The 23,700-nt window shown below is 67.9% G+C and carries 12 protein-coding genes and 1 pseudogene; 1 reads left to right on the top strand and 12 read right to left on the bottom strand.

Annotation, left to right across the window (positions count from 1 at the left end; translation table 11 throughout):
- Positions 1-147 precede the first annotated feature (147 nt).
- Entirely contained in the window at positions 148-612 is a 465-nt protein-coding gene (locus OOT46_RS30945; protein WP_416136189.1) for a tyrosine-type recombinase/integrase, read from the bottom strand.
- Here OOT46_RS30945 and OOT46_RS12780 point away from each other — a divergent pair.
- A complete protein-coding gene (locus tag OOT46_RS12780; RefSeq protein WP_416136188.1) occupies positions 496-1,227 on the top strand; it encodes an IS3 family transposase in 732 nt (243 codons plus the stop codon). The genes OOT46_RS30945 and OOT46_RS12780 overlap by 117 nt on opposite strands.
- A 45-nt stretch (positions 1,228-1,272) precedes the next feature.
- Here the strand turns inward: OOT46_RS12780 and OOT46_RS12775 are convergent, their stop codons facing one another.
- The 11 genes and pseudogenes from OOT46_RS12775 to OOT46_RS12725 all read right to left on the bottom strand — a co-directional run bounded on the left by OOT46_RS12775 (position 1,273) and on the right by OOT46_RS12725 (position 23,653).
- The gene (locus tag OOT46_RS12775) at positions 1,273-2,169 is read right to left on the bottom strand and encodes an AEC family transporter (RefSeq protein WP_265403993.1); all 897 of its coding nucleotides are present in this window, start codon (positions 2,167-2,169) and stop codon (positions 1,273-1,275) included.
- A gap of 250 nt (positions 2,170-2,419) precedes the next feature.
- Positions 2,420-3,625, bottom strand: coding sequence for an alanine racemase (locus tag OOT46_RS12770; protein WP_265403992.1), 1,206 nt, complete (start codon positions 3,623-3,625; stop codon positions 2,420-2,422).
- A 77-nt stretch (positions 3,626-3,702) separates the two neighbouring features.
- Positions 3,703-4,743 (bottom strand): annotated as a pseudogene (locus OOT46_RS12765) (NAD(P)-binding domain-containing protein); the annotation flags it as partial.
- A 58-nt stretch (positions 4,744-4,801) separates the two neighbouring features.
- Positions 4,802-6,214 carry a gamma-aminobutyraldehyde dehydrogenase gene (locus OOT46_RS12760; protein ID WP_265403991.1) on the bottom strand — a complete coding sequence of 471 codons (1,413 nt, stop codon included), beginning with the start codon at positions 6,212-6,214 and terminating at the stop codon, positions 4,802-4,804.
- On the bottom strand, positions 6,208-7,632 hold the full coding sequence (locus tag OOT46_RS12755; protein WP_265403990.1) for an aminotransferase: 1,425 nt from the start codon (positions 7,630-7,632) through the stop codon (positions 6,208-6,210). Before OOT46_RS12755 ends, OOT46_RS12760 begins: the two co-directional genes overlap by 7 nt.
- A gap of 8 nt (positions 7,633-7,640) precedes the next feature.
- The gene (locus OOT46_RS12750) at positions 7,641-8,672 is read right to left on the bottom strand and encodes a TauD/TfdA family dioxygenase (RefSeq protein WP_265403989.1); all 1,032 of its coding nucleotides are present in this window, start codon (positions 8,670-8,672) and stop codon (positions 7,641-7,643) included.
- Between the two features lie 81 nt (positions 8,673-8,753).
- The gene (locus OOT46_RS12745) at positions 8,754-9,275 is read right to left on the bottom strand and encodes an SET domain-containing protein-lysine N-methyltransferase (RefSeq protein ID WP_265403988.1); all 522 of its coding nucleotides are present in this window, start codon (positions 9,273-9,275) and stop codon (positions 8,754-8,756) included.
- A gap of 84 nt (positions 9,276-9,359) precedes the next feature.
- Positions 9,360-17,228, bottom strand: a complete 7,869-nt coding sequence (locus OOT46_RS12740) for a type I polyketide synthase (protein WP_265403987.1) — start codon at positions 17,226-17,228, stop codon at positions 9,360-9,362.
- A gap of 170 nt (positions 17,229-17,398) precedes the next feature.
- On the bottom strand, positions 17,399-17,671 hold the full coding sequence (locus OOT46_RS12735) for a hypothetical protein (protein ID WP_265403986.1): 273 nt from the start codon (positions 17,669-17,671) through the stop codon (positions 17,399-17,401).
- A gap of 452 nt (positions 17,672-18,123) precedes the next feature.
- Positions 18,124-20,397: an AAA family ATPase gene (locus tag OOT46_RS12730; RefSeq protein WP_265403985.1), complete on the bottom strand. Its 2,274-nt coding sequence runs from the start codon at positions 20,395-20,397 to the stop codon at positions 18,124-18,126.
- Positions 20,398-20,407: 10 nt separating this feature from the next.
- Complete coding sequence (locus tag OOT46_RS12725; protein ID WP_265403984.1) at positions 20,408-23,653, bottom strand: AAA family ATPase; 3,246 nt, start codon at positions 23,651-23,653, stop codon at positions 20,408-20,410.
- Positions 23,654-23,700: the final 47 nt, after the last annotated feature.

Here is a 23,700-nt window from a genome sequence, read left to right as displayed (position 1 = left end):
CAAGGACTTTTTTGTTTCTGCAGGGTGCCTACTGCGGTTCTACTGCGGAATCCGCGGTTTGACCCTGAGTTCTGAGGGCCCGGTTCACCGCTGCCAGGTTGCGCCCGCGGTCTGCTTTCGGGATGAATCCTGCGTAGTCACGCATCATCACTTGGACGCTGTGCCCATGCTGGTTGGCCACCCACACGGGGTCGGCGCCGGCCTGCAGCGCCATGGTGACGCCGGTTCCGGACACTCCTTCGGGGCGCGATAGCGGACGCCGCAGCGGCGCAGGCAGCTATTCCACGCGCGCCACTGAAGCTGCTCGTCGTGCCAGGGCTTGTCCGGCTGCCCCGCCGTTGCGAAGACGCGCCCGTGCTTCTGCGACTGGGTGCGAGCGCGTTGGCGATGGAGCACCGCAGCCGCCCGAACGTTAAGCTCCACGATTCGCTCGAACGCGGTCTTCGTGCGGTCCTTGTCGCGCCCCATTACCCTGGCCTCGCGCACCACGACGGCATAGCTCCGCATATCGACGCTCTGCCAGCGGAGCGCCAGCTGCTCGCCAATCCGCAGGCCTGCGGCTTCTGGAAGTGCTACGAGCGGCTGCGACTGGATGGACGGCCATGGAACCACAAGAGGGCATGGCGCGTGTACTGCGAGATGGCATTGACCCTGCCGCGGCGAACGAAAAAGCGTGTGCCACAGCGCGAGCCCGTGCCGCTGCAGGCGGGCCAGTACGTCAATCAAGGCTGGGCGCTGGACTTTATGCACGATGCCCTGTACGACGGCAGACGCTTCAGGACGCTGAACGTCATCGACGCAGCCAACCGAGAGGCGCTGGCCATCGAGGTCAGCACCTCTATTCCGGCCAGGCGGCTGATCCGCACGCTCAGCCGCTTGATCGAGTGGTACGGCACGCCGGCCTCGATTCGCTTCGACAACGGGCCGGAGATGACCTCCCTGCCGTTCAGTGAGTGGGCCGCTGCCAAGGGCATCGCGCTGCGCTTCATCGAGCCCGGCGAGCCCAATCAGAATGCCTACATCGAGCGCTTCAACCGCACGTACCGCAACGAGGTGCTCGATGCCTACCTGTTCAAGTCGATCGAGCAGGTGCAGCACATCACCGAGGAGTGGCTGCTCGAATACAACGAGCGCCGGCCTCACGATGCCCTGGCAGGGCTGCCGCCGCGGCAGTTCCTGCCCAGGATCACAACAGCCGCAGATTCCAGTTCTGGGATGGCTACTTGACGGGGAAGCTTACGACCTTCGATACCTTGTTTCCGGCTGCCTTCACTACCGTAGGAACACCAGCCAGATGGCGGTGGTGAGAAACGACAACGGAATGCCCACCCCAATCAGTACCTGCGTCAGGGGCGGATCGAGATTCTTTTCGGTGGCGATCAGTCCAGCAATGATCATCGGCGGCATCGCCGCCTGAAGCACCGAGGTCGTGAAGGCCAGATCACGCACGCCGGTGAGCTGGCTCCACAGCAGCAGCACCAAGGCCGGCACCATCATGAGCTTGATGGCAGCGCCGATCAGGAAGTTGCGCACGACGCCCCAATCCCGGGGCCAATGGAAGCTGGCACCAACGGAAATGAGCGCAATCGGCGTTAACGTGCCGCCCACCGACGACAAGGCCTGATCGAGCCATACGGGGAACTGGATGGGCCGCAACAGGAGGGCCAGCACCAGCATCTGCAGAGGCCGGTAGCTGAGCATCTGACGCAGGATGCGCCGACCATCCTGCTGGCCGTCGGAGTAGATGCTGGCCGCGATCATGCCAAGCGTGCACATCACGACGAAGTTGGACTGGTCCACCACCACGGCGTAGCCCACCGCCGGCACGCCGACAAAAGCCTGGATCAAGGGGATGCCAACGATGGACGTGTTGCCCGTCCCGCACACGAGCGTCAGGCAGCCCACCGTGTCGCGCCTGAGACCCCAGATCCGCCCAGCCAAGTGGGCCGCGGCGGCGGACAGCGCAAAGACCACCCAAGGTGTCAGAAGGGGCAGCCACAAGGTCGCGTCAAACTCAATGGCGTGTATGTGCTTGAGCACCAGGGCCGGCAAGGCCACTCGCACTGCAAACAGGTTGAGCACCGCACAAAAGTTGTCGGGCAGACGCTCGCTGCGGGCCAGGGCCGCGCCGATCAACAAGCAAACTGCAATCAGCGCTAATCCCTGCATCTGGATCCTCTTGTTTTGGTGAGTGAAGCTGAAGCTGCCCGGCGCCTCAGCGATGTCACACGTTTACAAACACATGGCCCAGCTGGCATCGTGCCGCCGAAGTTGGCGCGCGGCCCCCCCTGAAGGTTCGAATTCTGGTACAGACCGGGGGCCGAGGCCAGCCGCCGCTGGGGACCAGCCTGCCGTCCGTGCTGGAGGGGTGGGGCCCGATTCCAGTCCATACTGCTTCCGCAAAGCTCGTGCTGCCTGCCTATGGCTGTAGCAGCAATTCCCGAAACCGACCGCGTAAACAATGGTTGGAGCTCATGGAGGACGCATAGCCGCCGGCGTTCAGCAAGGCCATGAAGTCGCCAGGCTCTACCGGCGGCAGGGCCACATCGCTTGCCCACAGATCGAGCGCCTCGTTGATGTTGCCAGCCAGCGTGACCACTTCTGCAGGACCGGCACGGGGGCGGCATGGCACAGGCTCGCACGGCAGGTCGTAAAAAGCCGGTTCCACCGCCAGGTTGAAACCGCCATTGAGACCGACAAAACGCCGGTCGCGCTTGGTTTCGGCATAACCGACGCGCAGCACGAGCAGTCCTGCGTCCTTGACGATGAAGTCGCCCGGCTCGATAGCGATCTCGAGCCCCAGGTGGCCCAGGTGCGTCCGAATCAGGCCGACCCAACGGCCCAGGTCGAGCGCGACGTCGTTCGCCCGGTGAGGAAGGCCCAGCCCGCCCCCCAGGTTCAGGCCCTGCAGGCCCGGCACCTTGTCCGAAAAGGAGGCCAGTGCCTGCAGCACCCGCTCGAAAGATGCGAGCTGGGCCTCGAGGTAGCCGCATCCGGCGTGGCAGTGCAGCCAAGTCACATGCAGGCCGTGGCAGGCGGCCGTCTCCAGCGCTTCAGAGAACTGCTCGCGGTAGATGCCGAATTTGGTCGTGCGCTGGCCGGCATAGCTCAGGCGATCGCTGTCCGCATAGCCGATACCGATGCCCAGGTTGACCCGCAGGCCGATGCTTCGTCCCGGTGAATGTTCGCCGAGCAGGCGGATCGCGCTGAGCGTGTCGCAATTGACGTGCACCTGCGGCAGCGCCGCGAGCAGTTCCGCATCCTCGGGCATCATCCCGTGCGCGGTGAAGGACAGCTGCTCGGGTCGCCAGCCGCAAGCCAGGGCCTCGCGCAGTTCCTCGGGCGAACACACGTCGATCCCGTACAGCGGTGTGCGCCGCAGCTCGCACAGCAGCGGCTCGAAGCGGTTGGCCTTCATTGCGTAGTAAATCCGAAACGGCAGGCCGAGTCCGCTGAGGGCCTGGTGCAGCCGCCCGACGTTCTGCCTCAGCCGAGCAGCGTTGTAGAGGAACAGCGGCTCCGCGAAGGCCGCCGCCAGTGCCGCCACGTCCCGGCCACAGAAGACGAGGCGCTCGTGGTCATAGCGGAGGTCCTCGCGGGCCCACCAGTGTCCGAACGCATGCATCATCAGGCTTTCGTGGGAGCAAGAGGCGTGGTGCAAGCCGCATCGACCGGTACGGTCGCGGACGTGATCCCGGCACCTTCCGGTTTCACGTCGGCCCACGCCCGGTAGAGCGTGTCCAACGACTCCGACGGAAACCGGAACGAGGCGCGAACCTCGCGGTGCATACGGTTCATCGGGCGCTCCTCGCAGGCACGCTGCCGCGCAGCGACGTCTGCATAACCCTGTGCTGCTTGTTCCTTCAAGTCCGCAGAGAAATCGCCGTTCTCCATCTGTTTCAGGATGACCAGGGCGGCCTCTGCCAGCGACGGTGGCAGCAGCCGGCCGCGCCAACGGTGGTAGCCCACTTGGCAGGTCGGCGAGCCATACTGAGCGATCACCTCGTCCAGCCCGATGTCGGCGCCATCCAACAACATCTGGCCCATCTCGCCCGAGCCGTAGACCTCCAGCAGGGCGGCGCGCGGGTCGAATCCCTGCTCGACCAGGACTTGGTAGCTGGTCTCGACCAGGTCGACCAGGGCCGGTGCCAGGAATTGTTCTTGGAACAGATCCAGGAAGGTTTCCTGCCGTGGGTCCACGCGCATCACGCCCGCCCGGGTAAAGCCGACCGCACGCGCGAGCGCCAGCAGGCGAGGCAAGGCCTGGCCACTGCTGTCCTGCATCACGTCGAAATACGCCGGCGCACCCTGTCCCGCCAGGTAGTGGCGACGGATGGGCTCGCCGTAGATACGCGGTGCCAGCATCGCCAAGTCGCGGCCGGGCAGCGGCCGCACATAGCCCTGAACGATGGAGTGCCCGTGCGCGACCACCAGCATCGCCCCCTCGCGCAGCTGCGGCGCGATCTCGGCCTCGAACACCCGTCCATGCGCCTCGTCGGGAATCAGCAGCAGGACGACGTCGGCCTGCCGTACCGCGTCGGCGATGCCGCTCACCGGGTGGCCGTCGGCGACGGCGCGCCGCAAGTAGTTGTCGTCGATGTTGCCGACCTGCACGGTCACACCGCTGTCGCGCAGGTTCGCGGCAAAGGCTCGGCCCTGCGTGCCGTAGCCGATGACAGCAACGGTCAAGCCGTCCAGCGGTTCCGCTGAAACCTGTTCGTCGTGATAGATGGGATTGGACATGGGTGATGGAAGATCGCTTGTGGGGGATGCAAGGAAGGTCTCGGCAGGCAGCGGCGGCTCAATGCCTCCACATGACGTGACGCGGATGGGTGTAATCGTGCAGGCCGATCGCGGAGAGGTCGCTGCCGTGGCCGGACTGCTTCATGCCGCAGTGCGGCATCTCGGCGGTGTAGGTGAAGTGGGCGTTGACCCAGCTGACGCCGGCCTCGATCTGCGTCACCACTCTCATCGCACGGCCGGCGTCGCGGGTCCAGACCGAAGCCGCCAGCCCGTACTCCGAGTCGTTCGCCCACGCCAGCGCCTGCGCTTCGGTGTCGAAGGGCGTGACGGTGACGACCGGGCCGAACACTTCTTCGCGGACGATCTCATCGGCATGCGCCAGGCCGGCTATCAGGGTCGGCGCGAAATAGCAACCGGGCCCAGGCAGCGCTTGCCCGCCGGTCAGCACACGCGCGTGCGGCAGGGCGGCCGCGCGCTGCACAAAATCGGCGACGCGCTGACGGTGTAACGGGTGGATCAGCGGCCCCATTTCGGTGGCCGGATCACGCGGTGGCCCGACCTTCAGCGAGGCCACTGCCTCGGCCAGCGCGTCCACCAGGCGATCGTGGATGCCCTGCTGGGCGTACACGCGGCAGGCGGCGGTGCAGTCCTGCCCAGCGTTGTAGAACCCGGCCGAACGGACTGCCGCGACCACCGCCTCTGCATCGGCATCGTCGAACACGAGGACCGGGGCCTTGCCCCCGAGTTCGAGGTGTGTGCGTTTCAGGTTGCCGGCGGCGGTGCGCTGCACGGCCTGGCCGGAACGCACTGACCCGGTCAGCGAGACCATGCGTACGCCGGGGTGGGCGGCCAGCGCCTGCCCCACTGTCTGACCGGGTCCGGTCAAGATGTTCAGCACGCCCGGAGGCAAGCTGCGAGCGACGGCCTCCTGAAGCGCCAGGATGGACAGTGGCGTCCACTCCGAGGGTTTAAAAACGACCGTGTTGCCGGCCGCGAGCGCGGGGGCGATCTTCCAGGCGGCCATCATCAACGGATAGTTCCACGGGGCGATCTGTGCCACCACGCCCACTGGCTCGCGCCGCACCAGGCTGGTGTGACCGGCCACATATTCACCGCTGGCCGGCGTCCACAGGGTGCGCGCAGCGCCAGCAAAAAAGCGGAAGCAGTCGACGATGGCCGGCAGTTCGTCCTGCAGCACGAGGTGCAGGGGCTTGCCTGTGTTGTCGCTCTCGATGGCCGCCAGAGTCTCGGCCTGATCCTCGACGTCCTGCGCCAGCGCCAGCAGGCGCTGCGCGCGACCGGCGACTGGAGTGGCGCGCCAGCCGGGAAAGGCAGCGGCTGCGGCGGCGACCGCCCGATCCACCTGGGCGAGGGTGGCGCTTCGGACCGTCTCGATCGGTACGCTGGTGGCGGGGTCCAGCAACTCCAAGGGCTCGCCTTCGCCACGAACTGGCCGCCCGTCGATCAGCATGCGCCACCTGCCTTGCGCTTGTCGGCCTCACCGACCTCGGCCGCCATGTCCTGTTGCGTCAGCTCCAACGCACGCGCCAGGATGGCGCACATCTCGTCGATCTCCGCGCGGGTGATGGTGAGCGGCGGCGAGAGGATGCACATGCTCTCGTAAGGACGCACCAGCAGCCCCAGCGCCTGACAATGGGCGTCGACCCGCTGCGCGATGGCGATGTCCGGCGCGCTAGGCAGCGCCTCGACCAAGCCGCTCGAGCACTCGATGCAGGCCATCAGGTGGTCGCCACGCACATCGCCTACCAGGGGATAGCGCCTCAGCTCGTTCAGCCGCGCCATGAAGTAGGGCCCGACCTCGCGCACGTGCTCGCAAATGCGTTCCTGCTGCATCAGGCGGATGTTGGCCAGCGCCACTGCGCAAGCGACCGGGTGGCCGGAGTAGGTGAAGCCGTTGGTGAAGACGCTGTTGGAAGGTGCCCGTTCGCCCGAGACAGCTTGCAGCAGGCGCTCAGAGATCAGCAGCGCCCCGAGCGACTGGTAGCCCGAGGTCAAGCCCTTGGCCAAGACGATCATGTCGGGCACGATGCCGAAGTGCGCCTGCGACGCGAAGAAGTGTCCGAGCCGGCCGAAGCCCGTCACCACCTCGTCCGAGATGTAGAGCACGTCGTAGCGCCGGCAGACCTCCAGTGTGCGGGCATGGTAGCCCTGCGGCGGCACGATCACGCCGCCGGAGGCGAGGATGGGCTCGGCGATGAAGCAGGCCACCTGCTCGGGCCCGATGGCGAGGATGCGCTGCTCCAGCTCCTCGACCAGCCAGTCGCAGAAGTCGGCTTCCGCCATACCCTTGGGCCGGCGATAGGGATTGGGTGCGCTCAGGTGGTGTACGAAACCAGCTTCATACTGGAAGCACGTGCGGTCCCAGGCCTTGCCGCACACTGAGGCGGCGAGATACGTGCTGCCGTGGTACGCGTCGGCACGCGAGAGGATGTGGCGCTTTTGCGGGCGGCCGGTGGCGCCGAAGTAGTAGTGTGCAAAGCGCAGTGCCGACTCGACGGCCGTGGAACCGCAGGTGGTCAGGTGGACACGCTGGAGGTCGCCCGGTGCCAGCTCGGCCAGCAGGGCTGCCAGCTCACTGGCCGGCTCGTTGCTCATCGCTCCGAAGGGTGTGTAGAAGGGCAGCTTCAGGGCCTGCGCGTGCATCGCCTCCGCCAGCTCAGCCCGGCCGTAGCCGACCGTGACGCACCACATGCCGCCGATGCCGTCGAGATAGCTCTTCCCGGTGCTGTCCACCACACGCGCGCCGTGCGCTTCGGTGATCACCATGGGCAGCTGCTGCCCCAGCCTGGACATGTCGGCCCAGGGGTGCAGCAGATGCTGCATGTCAAGCTGGGCGGTTGGTCCGTGTGCTTCCGTGTACGGCGTCATCGATTGCCTCATGCGGTGATGCTGACCAGGTGACGGCGCTGTCCCTCGTACGCGAAGCGCCCATGCTGGATGTGGGTGTTGTCGAGCACCAGGACATCGCCCGGTGCCATTTGCACCGCCCGGGATGTTCTCCATAGGGCTGCGCGCAGGAAGGTGATGAGTTCCGGGTCGATCGGATCGCCGTCGCCGTAGGTGGTCGTGGCTGGGTAGTCGGCTTCGCAGCCGTCAGACGGAAACAGCGGGTGGTGGCGCCAGTAGGAGCTGTGCAGCTCAGTCACTTGGTTGAACCACAGCGGTGGGCCGCCGCCAGGATCGGGGCGGAAGGCCGGTTGGCGCTGGCTGAACTGGAGGCCTTGTTCCGGTGTCCAGCGATACTCCAGTCCCTGGCTCTGCAGGCGGGTCTCGAGCTCAGCGGCATCGGTCACGCCATAGGTTTCCTGCCAGCCGACTTGGGTCGCGGTGGACTCGCGTGGCAGGTGACGGTGGTAGCGGATGCCGCGGTCGGCGAACGCCTGCAGGATGGCATCGGGAATGTGGCGAACGGTTTCGCGAATGTCGTTGATCGGCACCTCGCCACCCTGCGCGGCGGCCTGCTCGCAGAAGAAGAACACCTTGCGCGGGGCCGCGGGCAAGTAAGCCATCTCGTTGTGTGGCGCCATCGTGATGCGTGCGTCTTCCTGACTCGCCAACAGCGCATAACCGGCCTCGCGCGCGCGAACCGCAATGCCGCCTGCGTAGCTGTGCGGTGTATACCCGAGCGCAGCCATGAAGCGGTTGAAGTCGTCCCGGCTGCCCAGCGGCAAGCCTCGAAAGAGAAGCGCCCCGGCGGCATCGAGCCGTTCGTCGACGACCGGTCGACAGCAGGCCGCAGCATCCTCCGCCATGCCGAGAGTCGAACTCGGGCGCAGCACGAGCAACTTCTCGTTGGCCATCGAGATGGCCAACGGCACGTGCTGGCTGTCAGAGCCAGCCAGATAGCGGCGTCCGCGCACCGGCACCTGCCGGTCGCTGACATCCTTCAGTTCGACAAAACCTTGCATCTCGTCGCTCCTGTGTCGATCGTCGTCATCGAAGGACAGGTCTTTTGCCGTCCCTGCGGGACCCCGCGCGAACCGGGTCCTTCAGTGCTCGGCCACTGCCTGCGAGCGACTGAGCATGGCGAGACCTTCTTCGTTGGGACGCTCCTTCGCGCCGGCGATCCAGCGGCGGCAGCTGGGCGCGCCGCAGCGGCAGGCGAACTGACGCATCAGCACGTCCTCTGTCGTTGCGTAGTCCATCGTGAGCACCTCGCCGGCGCTGATGTCCCGCAGGGCCCACAGCTCGAAGGCCACCATGTCGAGCCGGGTGTTCGGGTCGCAGGAATGCAACAGCAGGCCACAGAAGTATGGGTCGAACAGGTGTGACTGGGGATTGATCTGCAGCGTGTGCAGGCGACGCGAGCTGAGCAGTTGCCCCGAGACGCGGGCCATCATCTCCGCGCGCTTGAACCCCCTGACGGCCCGGATGCCGGCGCCACGGCCGTCCTGGGTTTGGATGACCTGGAAATCGCTAGTGCTGGGATAGCCCTCGCGGGGATCGAGGTCGGCGTAGGGGTAGAACCCTTCGGGCGGGGCGGTCGACTCGACGATGCTCAATGTGCTCATGCTGTTTCCCTTTGTTTGGGTGCTCGCTCGATCGGAGTACCCGGCACCGGGTCCGGAACGCCACGCCGAGCGTTGGATAGGGGTTCAGGGGACTTGGGACAACTCGGTGCCGGCGGCCTCGCGCAGGTGCCGCATCAGCTCGCCGACGGTCAGCGTGGGTGAGGACAGCAGCGATAGCGGGATGTGCCGGCCGAAACGCTTGAAGAAGCCATTGCGGAGCTGCGCGAGGTCGAGCGAATCCAGGCCCAGTGCGGCCAGATCGAGCCCCTCGTCCCAGCGGCTCAGGTAGTCGCTGAGGAAGGACTGGACGGCATCACTCTGGCCGCCGCCGGCACCCTTCGTGCTCGGCGGCTCGGCCGTCGCTTCGTGGAGACGCGCCGGCTCGCTGTCGAGCACCGGGCGCAGCAACGGCAGCTGAGCCCAGGGCGAGCGTGGCCAGTCGACGTCGCAGACCGCGAACTGCCGGCCGGGCAAGGCCTCGCCGAGCAGACCAGCCAGCAGCGAACCCAGCGCGGCCAGTGCGGCGGCAGTCGGCAACGGGCGCTCGCCGTCCTGCATCGCGCGGCGCATCGCTTTGTCGCTACGCGCGCTCATGCCGACCTCGGCCCAGCTGCCCCACTGCACGCTGATCACCGGCGGTTGACCACCGGGCGGCCAGCTGGCGAGCTGATCGAGCCATGCATTGGCCGCGGCATAGCCCGTCTGGCCCGCCACTCCCAGCAGCGAGCTGGTGGACGAGAAGGCCACGATCCAGCGGGTCTGCCAGCGTGCCGTGTGCGGGAGCAGGTGCGCCAGTCCCAGCTTGGGACCCAGCACACGGTGGATGCGTGTCGCGTCGAGGCGAGCGATGACACCGTCGTCCAGCAGCCCCGCCAGGTGGAACACGCCTTCGACGGCGTCGATGCCGGCCAGCTGAGTCGCCAGGGCGGCGGCATCGCTCAGGTCTGCTACCCGGGTTTGCACGCCCTCGCGGACCCGGCTCGGCGTGCGCTGCAGCACGACGATGCGCTGCGGCGCCACGCCTTGGCGATCGATCAGCCAGTCCAGCAAGACTGAGCCCAGCCCACCCGAACCGCCCGTCACGAGGTAGTGGCCGCCGGAGCGACCCAGGCTGCCATCGGGCAAGGAATCACCGGCAAGGGGCTTGAGCCGTGCTGCCAGGGGCCGACCCTGCCGGCGGCACCATTGGGGCTCGTCCGGATACGCAGCGGCCTCGGCCACCAGACGGTCCGTCCAGGCGGCGTCGCTCCTCGCGACGCCGAGATCGGGGTGATCGTCGGCGAACACAAGCTGCACGTCGAGCGCGCTGTATTCGGCGTGTGCGACACGGGCCGCACCCGCCAGCGGTCCGCTCGCGGCGTCCATTGGCAGCAGCAGGCAAAGCGTGCCCTGGCAGTTGTGCTGCATCAGCGCCTGCCACAAGGCCACGAAGCCCACACATTGCCGCACGCCGGCGGCGTCGGGGACCTCACCGCGGCGACACAGCAGGGCCGCCCGGTCGCCCCCGGCCTGCAGGTGTGCCAGTAGCCAGTCGAGTGCTGCCAGCTCCTCGCCAGCGCGCCATTCGGTCCACGCCTGTGTCTGACCGGCTGGCGGCCGGGCAGGCAGCGGCTGCCAACGCAGGCCGTAGGTCGGCGCCGGACGCACTGCAGCCGTCTTGCCGGGTGAGCCATGTGGGCGCAACCAGTCAACCAGTCGACCGAGGATGTCGGCTTCGGCGCGGATCATGAAGTCGTGGCCGCCGGGATAAGCATGCAGGCCGGCCGGCGGCGCAGAGGAGATGCGCCCCCACTCGGCTGCGTGCAGCCAGTCAAAGGCGGGGTCGGCTTCGCCACCGTGCACCTGCAGCGGCAAGCTCAGCAACGGTTCCCGTCCACCCGACCGCCAGCGGGCGGCGATGCGCCGGGCGGCGCGGCCATCAGCGGCCAAGTCGGCGTTCAGGATAGGTCGGAACAGATCCCGCCACAGCGCATCGGCCTGCAGCTCGGCCGGCACCAGCAGAAAACTTTCGGCATCGGTGCTCAGGGGCGGCGGCTCCAGCAGCGGCGCGCGGCCTACGACGGCCAGTCCCTTCACCTGGCCGCTGCGGGCGAAGTCGGCCAGCTCGGCGCAGAGCAGTTCGGTTGCCGCTGCGCCGCCATAGCTCAACCCGCAGAACGCCACTGGCAAGTTGCCAGCATCGGCCCGTATGGCAGCAGCGATCGCTTGGCGGGCGCGCGCGTCGTCCGCATCGTCCTGCGCCAGCGCCTCCTCGGCGCGCTGGTTGCGGCCGGGCCATTCGATGGCGACCACCTCGAGCCAATCGGGCGCTCGGCGGGACCAGCCTTCCAGGCTGCGGCTGCTGCCTCCGGCGTAGGGGAAACAGTAGAGCTTGAGTTGCGCTTGCGGCCGCGGCCGCAGGCACACCAGCCAAGGCGAGACGGCCACGGCCGTGGTAGGCCCTGTTGGCGGCGGCGCATCGACATAGATCGAGGCTTGCGGACGCGACCAGTAGCTGTCCCGCTCGAAGGGATAGGTCGGCAACGGCCGGCGCCTCAGCGCGCGGCCCGGGGAGGCCGCCTCGCCCCGGTGATAGGCCCGCCAATCCAGCGCGACGCCGGCGCACCAGAGTTGGCCGAGCGCGTCGCTGAAGTGGCGCACGTCGTCCTGCACACCCTGGGCGTCGGGCAGGCTGGCAATGATGTACGGTGCCGGAGCGTCGGCCGGCAGGCACTTGCCCACCAGGCTGCACAGCACCTTGCCAGGGCCGATCTCGACGACCGCGTCGGGCTGCCAACGCAGCAGCGTCGCGACGTTGTCAGCCCATCGGACAGGCGCGAGGACATGGTGGGCCCAATAGGCGGTGTCACCGGCTTCCTCGCCCAGCCAGCCGCCGGTCACATTGCAGGCCATCGGCAGCCCAGGGCGCTGGCCGGCGACCTGTACCTCTGCGATCGCATCGGCCACCGGTTGCAGCAGCGGCGTGTGAAAGGGATGCGAGACCGGTACCGGCCGGCATTCAGCGCCGAGCCGAACGAGGTCCTGCTGCGCCTGTTGCAAGGCAGGGCCGAGTCCGGCGAGCACCAGCAGGCCCGGCGCATTGCGTACCGCCAGCCAGACATCGCGCCTGCCTTTCAGCCAGGCGAGGACAGCCGACTCGTTGCCCCGAACGGCGAGCATGCCGCCCGCGACCTGCTCGCCGTTCGGGGCCACAAAGCCGTCCAAAGCCTCGGTCGCCGCCGCCCGCGCCGCCACCAGCGCCGCTGCCTGGTCCAGCGTCAGCGCGCCAGCGACGACCGCTGCCGCGTATTGCCCGATGCTGTGGCCCGCCACCGCCACCGGGCGGATGCCGTACTCCCCCAGGACAGCGGCCAGCGCATGCTCGATGGCGAACAGGCCGCACTGGGTCACGACGGGCCTCTGCAAGGTCACCTCGTCGGCCTCCATGACCAAGGCCGCGACGTCGAAGCCCAAGCGCTGGCTCAGCGCCGCGCACGCCCTGTCGAAATGGCGCCTGAAACGCCCGCCCTCGGCCTGCGAGTGGTAGAGGCCCCGGGCCATACCGACATGCTGAGAGCCCTGGCCGGAGAAGCAGAAGGCCACGGTGGCTCCGTGCTTCGCCCGGGCGAGCTCGGCGGGCAGCCGGGCGGCACGCTCGTGCAGGGCGGCGGCCGCCGCGCCGGGGGTGGCCGGCACGCTGAGCGCCACCCGCAGGGGATGCGCCTCGCGTGCCAGATGCAGGGTATAGGCGCTGCAGGCGAGTTGATCGGCGCAAGCCGTGGTCAGGTCGTCGGCCAGCTCGCGCAGGTGGCGCTGCAAAGCGCCGCGCGACCGTGCCGACACCGTCAGCAAGTGCAGCGGACGCACGCTCGCGGCCGAGTCGGGGGCTGAGGGGCACTCCGCCTCGGCTTCCACGAGGATCAGGTGGGCGTTGGTGCCGCCGATACCGAAGCTCGAGACGCCAGCACGCCGCGGCAGCTGCGCAGTGCTGTCGGCCACGGTCCAGTCGCTCAACACCCGCTGCACCCGGAAGGGCGAGCGCTCGTGGTCCACGAAGGGCACCAGCTTGGGGTTGAGTGTCTCGAAATGGACCGTGGGGGTGAGTTGGCGGTGATGCAGTTGCAGCACCGTCTTGATCAGGCCGGTGATGCCGGCTGCCGCGTTCGCGTGGCCGATGTTGCCCTTGACGCTGCCGATGGCGCAGCTCGCGCTCGGCAACGGCCGACCGTCCTGCGTTTGGGCAAAGGCATCGCTCAAGCCCTTGAGCTCAATGGCGTCGCCGATCAACGTGGCGGTAGCGTGGCACTCCACATAGGACAGCTGGGCCGGATGGACGTCAGCCATGCGCAGCGCATCGACGATGCAGCGGCTCTGCGCCTCGGCGCTCGGCGCTGTGTAGCCGGCCTTCATGCGGCCATCGTTGGAGAGACCGAAGCCCGACACCACCGCCCAGATGTGATCGCCGTCGGCCCGGGCCAGGTCCAGTCGCTTCAAGACCACGGCTCCCACGGCATCACCAAACAGCGTGCCGCTGGCGCGGCTGTCGAAAGGCCGCACGTGCCCGTCCTGGCTGCCCACCAGCCCCTCTTCGTAGCAATAGCCGAAATTGGGGAAGGTGAGCGAGGCGGCGCCGGCCACCGCCATGTCGCACTGCCCGGAGACGATGGCTTGCGCCGCCTGGGCCACTGCGACGAGCGCGCTGCTGCAGGCCGAGGTGACCGTGACAGCCGGGCCACCCAGGTCCAGCTGGTAGGACACCCGGGTGGCGATGTAGTCCTTCTCGTTGCCGATCTCGGTGAGAAACAGACGACCCGGGTCGAGCGGCGTGTGCAGCCCACCGCCCTGCAGATGATGCACCAGGTAACCGTCGATGCCGCAGGCGGCGAACACCCCGGTGCGCGTGCGGTAGGGGTTGTTGCTGCGGGCATAACCGGCCTGCTCGAGCGCCGACCAGGCGACTTCCATGAACAGGCGGTGCTGCGGGTCCATCAACACCGCCTCGCGCTGGCCGATGCCGAAGAAAAGCGCGTCGAACTTGTCGGCATCGTCCACCACCTGCCCGACCGGCACCCAGTCGGGATGATCGAGCTGGGCGGCCGCCACGCCCTTGGCCAGCAGTTCCTCCCGCCCGAAGCGACGCAGACTGTCCACACCTTGGCTCAGGTTGTGCCAAAAGGCTTCGATGGAAGGGGCGCCCGGAAATCGCCCTGCCAGACCGACGATGGCAACCGCGACGGGGCGGGCGGCAGCGTCCGGCGGGGTCGTGTGCGGCAGCGGCGCCGGCCCGGACACATCGCTGCTAGTGCCCATGCAGTGCCGCACCAAGTCCCCAAGGACGCTGTGCTGGTAGAGGTCGAGCACCGCAAGCGACAGGCCAAGACGCTCGTTGAGCAAGCCCACCAACCGAGCCGCCGCGAGCGAACTGCCCCCCAGTTCGAAGAAGTGGTCGTCGCGGCGCACGGCCGAAAGCCCGAGAACTTCGCGCCAGACGGCGGCCACTTGTTGTTCCAGCGGCGTCTGCTCTGGTTCGGACTGCGGCGTCGCGGCCGATTCGGCGGCGAGCTGCGGGCGTGGCAGCGCGGTCCGGTCGAGCTTGCGCGACTCCCCCTGGCGCAGCGGGAAGGACGGCAGGCCGATGACATTCGCCGGCACCGCATACTCCGGTAGCTGGGCCCGGGCCTGCTGGCGCACGCGGGCCAGCACGGTTTCGGACGGTGCCCCCCCGATGCCGACGACATAGGCGACCAGAACGGTCGGCTGGTTTGCTTGGCGATCCTCAATCGGCAGGACCAGCGACTTGCCGACACCCTCGACGGCATCGACCACCGACTCAATCGCCTGCAAGGACACCTTGAAGCCGCGAATCTTGACGGTGCTGTCGATGCGGCCTAGGACCAGCAGCTGCCCGTCGGGCAACACCCGCGCCGCGTCGCCGGTGCGGTAGAAGAGCGCCGGGCCCTCGGGGCGAGCCAGGGCCGCCGGAGCGGGCACGAAGCGCTCCGCCGTCTTGGCCGCATCGCCGAGATAGCCGAGGGCGAGCCCCGGGCTGGCGACGTATAGCTCGCCGGCGACACCTTGCGGGACGGGCCGGCCGGCCTCGTCCAGCACCGCCACCGTGCACCCGGGAAGGGGACGGCCAACCGGTGCGCTCTGGGCCGGGAAAGGCGCCGGCGGGAGCAGCTCGGCATAGGCAATGTCCAGACTCTCCCAGGTGCTGTAGGCGTTGACGAGGCGAAGCTGGGCCGGCAGATCCCGGGCTGCCTTGTCCACCAGGCGAGCTGGCACCACCTCTCCCATCAGGAAGCAGATCGACAGCTGGCCGAGTGCGCGGTGCATCCGGCCTGCAAGACCGGGGACGTCGAGCGTCGTTTCCAGCAGCGAGGGCGTCACCACGAGCCGGGTGATGCGCTGCCGTTCGAGGAAAGCCACGAGGCGGGGCGGATCGAAGATCACGTTGTCCGGGATAACGACGGCCGTCAGCCCGAACATCAAGGGCCGCAGGCACTCCCAGGCGAAAAACACGTTCACGCCTTCGCGCTCGCCGTCCTGGTAGGGATACAGATCCTGGCGCGCCAAGAAGCAGTAGCTCACACCCTGCTGTGCGGTGAGGACGGCCTTGGGTTTGCCGGTGGAGCCGCTGGTGAGCGAGACGAAAGCCAGTGCGTCGCCCTGGCAGTGGGCTGGCGTCAAGCGCGCGTTGGCGTCCCGCCCGGAGCCTGCCGACACGGCCAGGCAGGGCCGCGGCGACAGCAGCGCCTGCACGCGCCCGATTTCAGCAGGCAGGGCCAAGACCAGCCTCACTTCGCAGCTCGCGACGAATTCGGTCAGTAGGGTGTCGGACCAGTTCTTCTCCAGCAGGCAGACGGCAGCCCCGACGGACCAGGCGGCCAGCAGCGACAGCGTGTACTCGGCACAGTGAGGCAGATATACGCCCACCACGTCGCCGGGCTTGATGCCGGCGGTTGCGAGCGAGTCGGCCAGTTGTACGGCGGCGGCCGACAGTTGCCGGTAGGTCCAGCTTCGATCGCCGTCCAACAGTGCCAGAGAGTGCGGCACCCGCTCGACCTGTCGGCAGATGTGGGCGAGTACCGAGTGCTCAGCGCTCCACGCCTCGGACTGCCAGGAGCAGCCTGGCAGCAGGGAACCGGGAGGCAGACGGACCTCCAGCAGAGAGGGCCGCAGGTCGCCCAGCCACTGCTCCATGTGAAATGTCAGGCGCTCAGCCAGTGCATCAGCGGCCGCCTCCTGCAGGAAATAGAAATGCCCGCCTTCGAAACGCTCTAGCGAAAAGGCGCTGCATGGAGCGGATTGAGCACGCCACTCGGCCAGACCCTCGGGCGTCACACTGTCGTCGTCGGTGCCACCGAAAACGACGACAGGGATCGGCAATGCAGCGCCCGGCGCGTAGGGATAGGTTTCATCCAGACGCAGATCCGCTCGCAGTGCACCGGCCGCGTACTGCAGCAGCAAGGCCTCTTGCTGCCCTGAACCGACCTCGTCGGTGAGCTCGCGGCTGAAGAAGCCCCATTCACGAACGGCGCTCGCAAATTCTTCATCGGGCAACGTGTGGATTTGCTGGCCAGGCAGGCTGCGCGGGTTGACGAGTTGGGGCGCTTGATGAGACGAAACAAAAAGGCCCAGCGGGAGCGGCATCTGGCGAAGCGCCAATGCGCGGCACACTTCGAAAGCTTGAAGAGCACCGAAACTGTGCCCGAACAGGGCGAACGGAGCCCCGGCTGTCTGCTTGCCGACCTCCTCAGTCAGATCGGCAATGAGGCGAGGCCAGTCGCTATACGAGTCGACATCGTGCAGTGCGCCGCGGCCGGGCAGACTCAAGGTGACGACGGCGAAATTGTTCTTCAGCCTATCCGCCAGAGTACGGTAGCTCGACTCCCCGCCGCCGGCAAAAGGGAGTGCGATCAGTTTTACTCCGCTATTCAAAGAGCCGCTAACGGTTGACCTTATCCGAGACATGGCATGTTCTCGCCAATACTGGCGCCCACGCGCCCTCGCACTGGGAGCGCGAATCTCATCGTTGGCGCAGCAGATTGAAATGCTGAATCGATGTAACGACGAACGGCAACCAGGTGAGCAGCCTCTCGGATCGAAACGACACGAGGTTCAAACAGGATGAGGGAACAGATTTAACTGCCTTGGACCTGATTCGAGTTTTCGTTATCTGTTTCTCTTAGATCCTCATGATGCCAATGCAGATACCAGGCCGGAACTGTTAGTTTTTGCAGATGGATGGGTGCGGTGAACGCACGGAATCCGAGGAACTTCGCCTGCCTACCTTGAGCTGGCTGGTCTCTCACGTGGTGGGCCTGGGATGGGACGAGGTGCTGATCGGCGTTGAAGCGTAGCGCTTCCTCGTCCCAGACCTGGCGGATGACTTCGGCGGGCAGCGCAGTATGCATATCACTGGCGCCTTCCTGTTCAGCCGGTAAGGGGCGGCCGAAACACAATCACGCATTCCAACGGGCCTTTTAAGTGGTACTGGTGTCCCGTCTCAATGTCACGTATTTCTGAGGCAGACACCGGGAAGCAGCAATATCAGTTGATGAGGCACATGTTTTCCTGCGCCGCTGGCTCTCCAGATTCGAAATCAACCGGGTGAGTCATCATTTCGAGGCGCAGACCTGGCCTCTTGGCGGTTCAGCAAAAATCCCGATTCCTCAATGGTGGTAGCGTGTTCGGTCACCACCCGGCAGCAACAGCGCCTCGGCCTCCCGGTGGGCCGCCGGGCCGGGCAATAGCCGACCTCCGCCGTCCAACCAGCGGCGCAACTCGCGCGCCTTACAGGTCTGCAGAATGAGCCCGTTCGGGCCTGCCGTAGCCCCTCAACGCGAGGCGTTTTGCGGGTCGCGGCTCAGGGGCCTGCCGCAGGCCTCGCCACCACCGTGTCCCCAGCCATCTCGACCTCCAGGCAGACCCCATCGTCCACCACCTCGAACAGTGCGCGTGCCACCGCGGCCACCACGTGCTGCTCGACCGCGCGCTGCAGCGGACGGGCCCCATAGCGGGGGCTGAATCCGACACCGGCGACGAAGGCGACGACGGCTGGCGAGAAGCGCAAGCTCATGCCGCGCCGAAGCAGCCCTTCGCGGCGCTCGATGCCACGCAGCTCCTGCAGCGCGATCGCCTCGATCGCTTCGCGCGACAGCGGCGCGAAGGGCACCACCCGGTCGATACGGTTGAAAAACTCCGGCCGGAAAAACTGCCGGATGTCCTGCAGCACGGTGTCGCCGCCGCCCGCTTCGGTGAAGCCGAGCGAGGCCCCGTGGCGCACGCCGAGGTTGGTGGTCATGACCACCAGGCTGCTGCGGAAGTCGGTCACCCGTCCGCGGCTGTCGCGCAGCCGGCCTTCGTCGAGCACGCCGAGCAAGAGGTCGAACACCGACGGGTCGGCTTTCTCGATCTCGTCGAGCAGCACCACCGAGAAGGGCCGCTGGCGTACGTGTTCGACCAGCTTGCCGGGCCGCTCGCCGGTGCCGACGAGGCGGGCGATCTGGAAGCTGTGCTGGAACTCGCTCATGTCGATGCGGAACAGCGGATCGGCCCCGCTCCCTGCGCCGAAGAAGTAGGCGGCCAGCGCCTTCGCCGCGGCGGTCTTGCCAACGCCTGTCGGGCCGGCAAACAGCAGCGTGGCGATGGGCTTGGCCGGGTCGTTGAGCCCGGCCTTGAACAGGTAGACCACGTCCTGGAGGTGGCCGATGACGGCATGCTGGCCGAACAGCCGTTGGCCGAAAAAGTGGCGCACCTCCTCCTCGACCAGCGGCCGGTCGTCGCGCAGGAAAGCCTCGGGCAGGCCCGTCGTCCTGGCGAAGTGCGCGATGGCGGCCTGTTCGCTGACCGCCGGGAGACGGTCCGCCATGGCGCTGCGCACGCACTCGCCGAAAAACTTGACCGCCTTGCCGGGAAAACGCTCGTAGCGCACATAACGCTGCAGCAGCCGGTAGCCGGTATCGAGCGCCGCGGGCTCGATCTCGATGGACAGCGCGTTTTTCGCATGACCGGCGAACAGGTCCAGCACCCGGCGCGCGCGGGTGCCGTCCATCTCGGCCAGGCGCAGCGGCTCGAAACAGTCGATGAATGCCGGCAGTCGTCGGCGCGCGCTCTCGAGCTCTTCGGGCGTCGCCTCGCCGACGAGGCGCAGTGCGCCGCGGCGCAGAGCCGGCAGCAGGTAGGCGGCCATCGAGTCCTCGGCGTTGTCACCGCCGGTTTGCAGCAGGTGGACGAAATCGGTGACCCAGAGCAGGCCCTCCGACATCTCCAGCCACTGCACCAGCTGGTCGCACAGTGCCTGCCATTCGCCCAGGTACTTGGCGCGGCCGATGAGGCGCTCGGCATTGCTGCGCCAGAAGGTGAACGGCTGCTCGGTCCCCGCGGTGAGGCGGTGCGCCTTGCGGATCGCCTCGAGGATCGCCACGCTTTTGCCGACGCCAGGTTCGCCGACCAGCAGGAGGTTGGCACCCCGTGCCAGGCGCCCGGCCAGTTCGTCGACCAGCGCGCCCTGCTCCCAGGCGGTCTCCGGGAACACGTGCTGGCCTCGGCGAGCGCCTGTCTCGGGCAGGCGGTCGGCGACGACGGCGAGCCGGGCGTGGGCGTCACGCAGGTAGCGGGGCAGACGCTGCCGGTCCGGCGTCCGGTCGTCCTTGCGCCACTCGACCTGCTCCAGCCAGGGGCGGGTGGGCATGAGGTAGCGCTGAGCGTCCTCGGGCGCCATGCCGTCCAGCCGGTCGCGCGTGTAGTGCTCGATCAGCACCGGCAGCTGGCCGTCGTCGTAGTAGTAGAAGCTCTCGTCAAGGTAGGGCAGGTAGCACTTCGAATAGCCTTCGACGGCATTGCCGCCGTAAATGGCCGCCACGGTGAACTCGGTCGCGGTCGGCACCGCGAAGCTGCCCTTGGCGGTGCGGTGCGCCAGGTTCACCTTGACCGTGACGAGTTTCATGCGCGCCTCGTCGAGCTCGGGCTCGGGCAGCGGACGGCCGCGTTCACGCTCGCGCTGCAGCGTCTCGGCGAGTGCGGTTTTCAGGCGCCGCGTGTTGCGCTCGACCGCCTGCAAGTCCGTGCCGAGCAGCAGGCCGAAGACCGACTCCTCGCCGATCTGCCAACACACCAGGGGATAAGACGATGTCGCCATCGGGAACACCTCAGACGGGCCGGTCCGGCGAGCCGCCGTTCCACAGCAGCAGCCGCCAGTCCTCCTCGGACAAGGGGCCGGAGAACTTGCGCACCCAGCCGGAGCGCAGGTCGGTCAAACGGCGCTGATCGCCGGCGCGTGCCGGTTCGAGCCGCAGGCGAACGATCTCGGTGGGCGGGGGCGGCCGGAGGTTTTCCGCCGTGATGGGCAGCAGGCGTACCGCCACGGGCACGGGGCGCTGGTCGCCCATGTACCAGAGGTGGATGCCGCATTCGCCGGCGAAGGCGCTGCGCAGTCCCGCGCCTTCGAAGCAGCGGGTGCCGGGCCGCGCAGCGGGCAGCTCGTGCAGGTCCAGTTGCGCGAGCAGCGCCGCGTAGTCGGCCCAGGCGGTGTCGACCACGGCGGGCACCGCGCCGCGCTGCAGCGTGACGATCTCGATCTCGACGCGCTCCAGCCCGTGCTGCTGAAGGCAGTCGGCGCGACGCGCGAGCAGCGCGAGTTCCAGCTGCCAGCGCACCAGCTCGCTCTCCGCGCCTCGCACCGGGTGGGCAGCGGTGTGCAGCTGCTCGAAGAAGTCGTGGATGTCGTGCTGCGCGAACAGCATGTCCGTCACTGGCCGCCCCAGCTCGCGCCAGTCGCGCGGCCGCGGCTGCCGCGGCCTGGCGGTGCGCAGCGCGGGGACCCGGTGCTCGGCCAGTTCCCAGGTGATGCGCGCCAGCGTGTCGCGCAGCGGGTCGAGCCGCACCTGGATCGCCCGCAGTGCCAGCACCGTCGCCGGGTCCGGCGCGGTATCGAGCCCTGCATGCAGCCGCTCGTGCAGCGCCTCGGCCTGCCGCGAGAGGCTGTCGTAGCCGCTGGCCGATGCGCTGTCGGGCGGCAGCGCGACCGGCCGGGGCGCGGCGTAGTCGAGCAGGGTGGCGCGGGTGGCGAGCCGTCCCTGCTCGACGGTCACGTCGAGCAGCATCGGACGGTCCGTGTGGGAAGAGGCGAGCCGCTGTGCGACCAGGCCGGTCAGTGTCCGTTCGATGGCGCGCTTGAGGGCGCGCGCGCCCAGCGTTTCGTCGTGACCGAGGTGGGCGAGCTGTTCGAGCCCGTCTTCCGAGACGTTCAGGAAGCTCAGCCGTCGCACGAAGCCGTCGCGCGACAGCACGCGCTCCAGCTGCAGCCGCGCGATGGCCTCGATGTCGCCCGCCGCCAGCGGCGTGAAGGTCACGACCTGGTCGATGCGGTTCAGGAACTCGGGGCGGAAAAAGCGCTCGACTGCTTCCCGGTAGGTGTGCTGCACGTCGGCCGCCTGCCGCGCGAAACCGGTGTGCCGCTGGGCCGCGGCGGCGCCGAGATTAGAGGTGAGCACGACCACGCACTGCGAGAAGTCGGTGGTGCGGCCGAGGGCGTCGGTCAGCCGGCCTTCGCCCAGCACCTGCAGCAGCAGGTCGTGCACGGCCGGGTGCGCCTTTTCGATCTCATCGAGCAGCAGCACGCAGGCACGGCGCTGCCGCACCGCGGCGGTGAGCTGGCCGTCCGGCCGCGCCGCATCCCCGATGAGGCGGTCCAGCGCGCCCGCGTCCACGTATTCGTTCATGTCGAAGCGAACCAGCCCGCCCTCGTCCTCGAACAGGAAGTCCGCCAGCAGCTTGGCCGCCTCGCTCTTGCCCACGCCGGTCGGCCCGATGAACAGCAGCGACGAGAGCGGCTTGCCGGGCGGCGCGAGGCCGGACTTGACCAGTGCCACTACATCGACCAGTTCGGCGCGGGCCTGCGGCTGCCCGATCAGGCGCGCGGCGAAGTGGGCATGGGCCTCCGCCGGCGCCAGCCCGACATGGCGGGAGAACAGCTTTTCGCGGAAGTGGTAGGCCGCGGTGTAGGCCGACAACACCTCGTCCCGTCCGACTTGCCGCCCGGCATGGCGGACCGCCAGGCGATCGAGCACGCGAACCGCCGAGCCGGGCAGGACTTCTTCACCGGCGAAACGGCGCTCCAGCTTCAGCAGCTCGGCAAGTGCCGCGGCATCGATGCGGCAGCCGTGCTGCTGTTCGAGTTCGGCACGGCGCCAGCCGACGATGCGGATGGCGAGCTCGCGCGCCGGCGCTTCGACACGGATGACCCGGAACAGGTCCGCGAAGCGCCGGTCGCGCTGCTGGATTTTCTGCCAGGCCTCGGGGGTCGCCTCACCGACCATCGTGAAGGCGCGCTTTTCGAGCTGGGGCCTCAGCACGTCGGCCAGGGTCAGGGTGTTCTGCGAACTCCGGCCCACCGACAGCAGTGCCACCAGGTTGTCGCAGTAGAGGTGATCGGGATGGTCGATGCCGAAGCCCTCCGGCAGCCGGGACTGCAGGTACTTCAGCACCACCGCCATGCGACGCTGCCATTGACCGATGACGCTCATGCCGGAGATCACGCGCAGGGGATCGAGCTGCCAGATCTTCTGCAAGCGGGCCCGGTCGCGGCCAGGGTGGGACGCGATGTAGCGGCGCAGTGCGCCGTGGACCAGGGCCGTCTTGCCGGCCCCGCGCGGGCCGACCAGCACGACCGCGCCCCGGTCCGGGCGGTAGATCGATGCTTCGAGCTCACGGGCCGCTTCGTCGCGCAGGAAGGCGCTCGACAGCCCGTCCGGGTACAGCTCGTTCAGATCGACGGCGACACGGGCCATCTCGCTTGCGCCGTCGCCGACGCTGTCGTCATGCAGCCTGGCCCGCAGGTCGAAGGGGTTCTGGAACGGAAAGCGCCCCTGCGCCAGGTGCATCGACAGTTCCAGCTCGGCCAGTTCGTCGTTGGGCGCCGCCAGGCAGCGGTGTGGATCGAAGCCGTCGCCCTGTTCCTTGCGTTGTTCGCGGAAGTAGGCCTGGATGCGTGCCACCAGCCGCTCGGTGCGCGCGGCCTTGTCGAGGTGCTGCTCGCCGAGGTCGGCGACGATGCCGTCGAGTTGCGGCAGGCAGGCGTAGCGGCGCCCGGCGACGCTGAACTGCGCCGTCGCGAACATGCCTTCGACCCAGCGGCGGCCGCTGTCGAAGCCCAGCGGCACCAGCTCGAAGCGCAGTTCCGGCGCGAAGCCGAGCCACAGTCGCTCGTCCAGCGTCGAGCGGTCCATCTGGGTGCCGCGGAAGTGCTGCACCACCACCTGTCGCAGCTTGTTCAGGGCGGTTTCATAACGCGGGGCGCCGGCATGGATCTGCGGCAGGAACAGGCAGCGCAGCCGGTAGCCGGACTCCTTGCGGTGGGTGACGAACACCGGGATCTTCAGGGTCGCGGCGTTCATTCGATCCGCTCCCTGCCGAGCCCTGCGTCCCGCATGCTTTGGGGCAG

Source organism: Aquabacterium sp. A7-Y, assembly GCF_026153205.1.
In the GTDB taxonomy this organism is placed as follows: domain Bacteria; phylum Pseudomonadota; class Gammaproteobacteria; order Burkholderiales; family Burkholderiaceae_C; genus Caldimonas.
The sequence above is the reverse complement of the archived record's forward strand: the minus strand, read 5'-3'. Positions and strand labels throughout refer to the sequence as shown.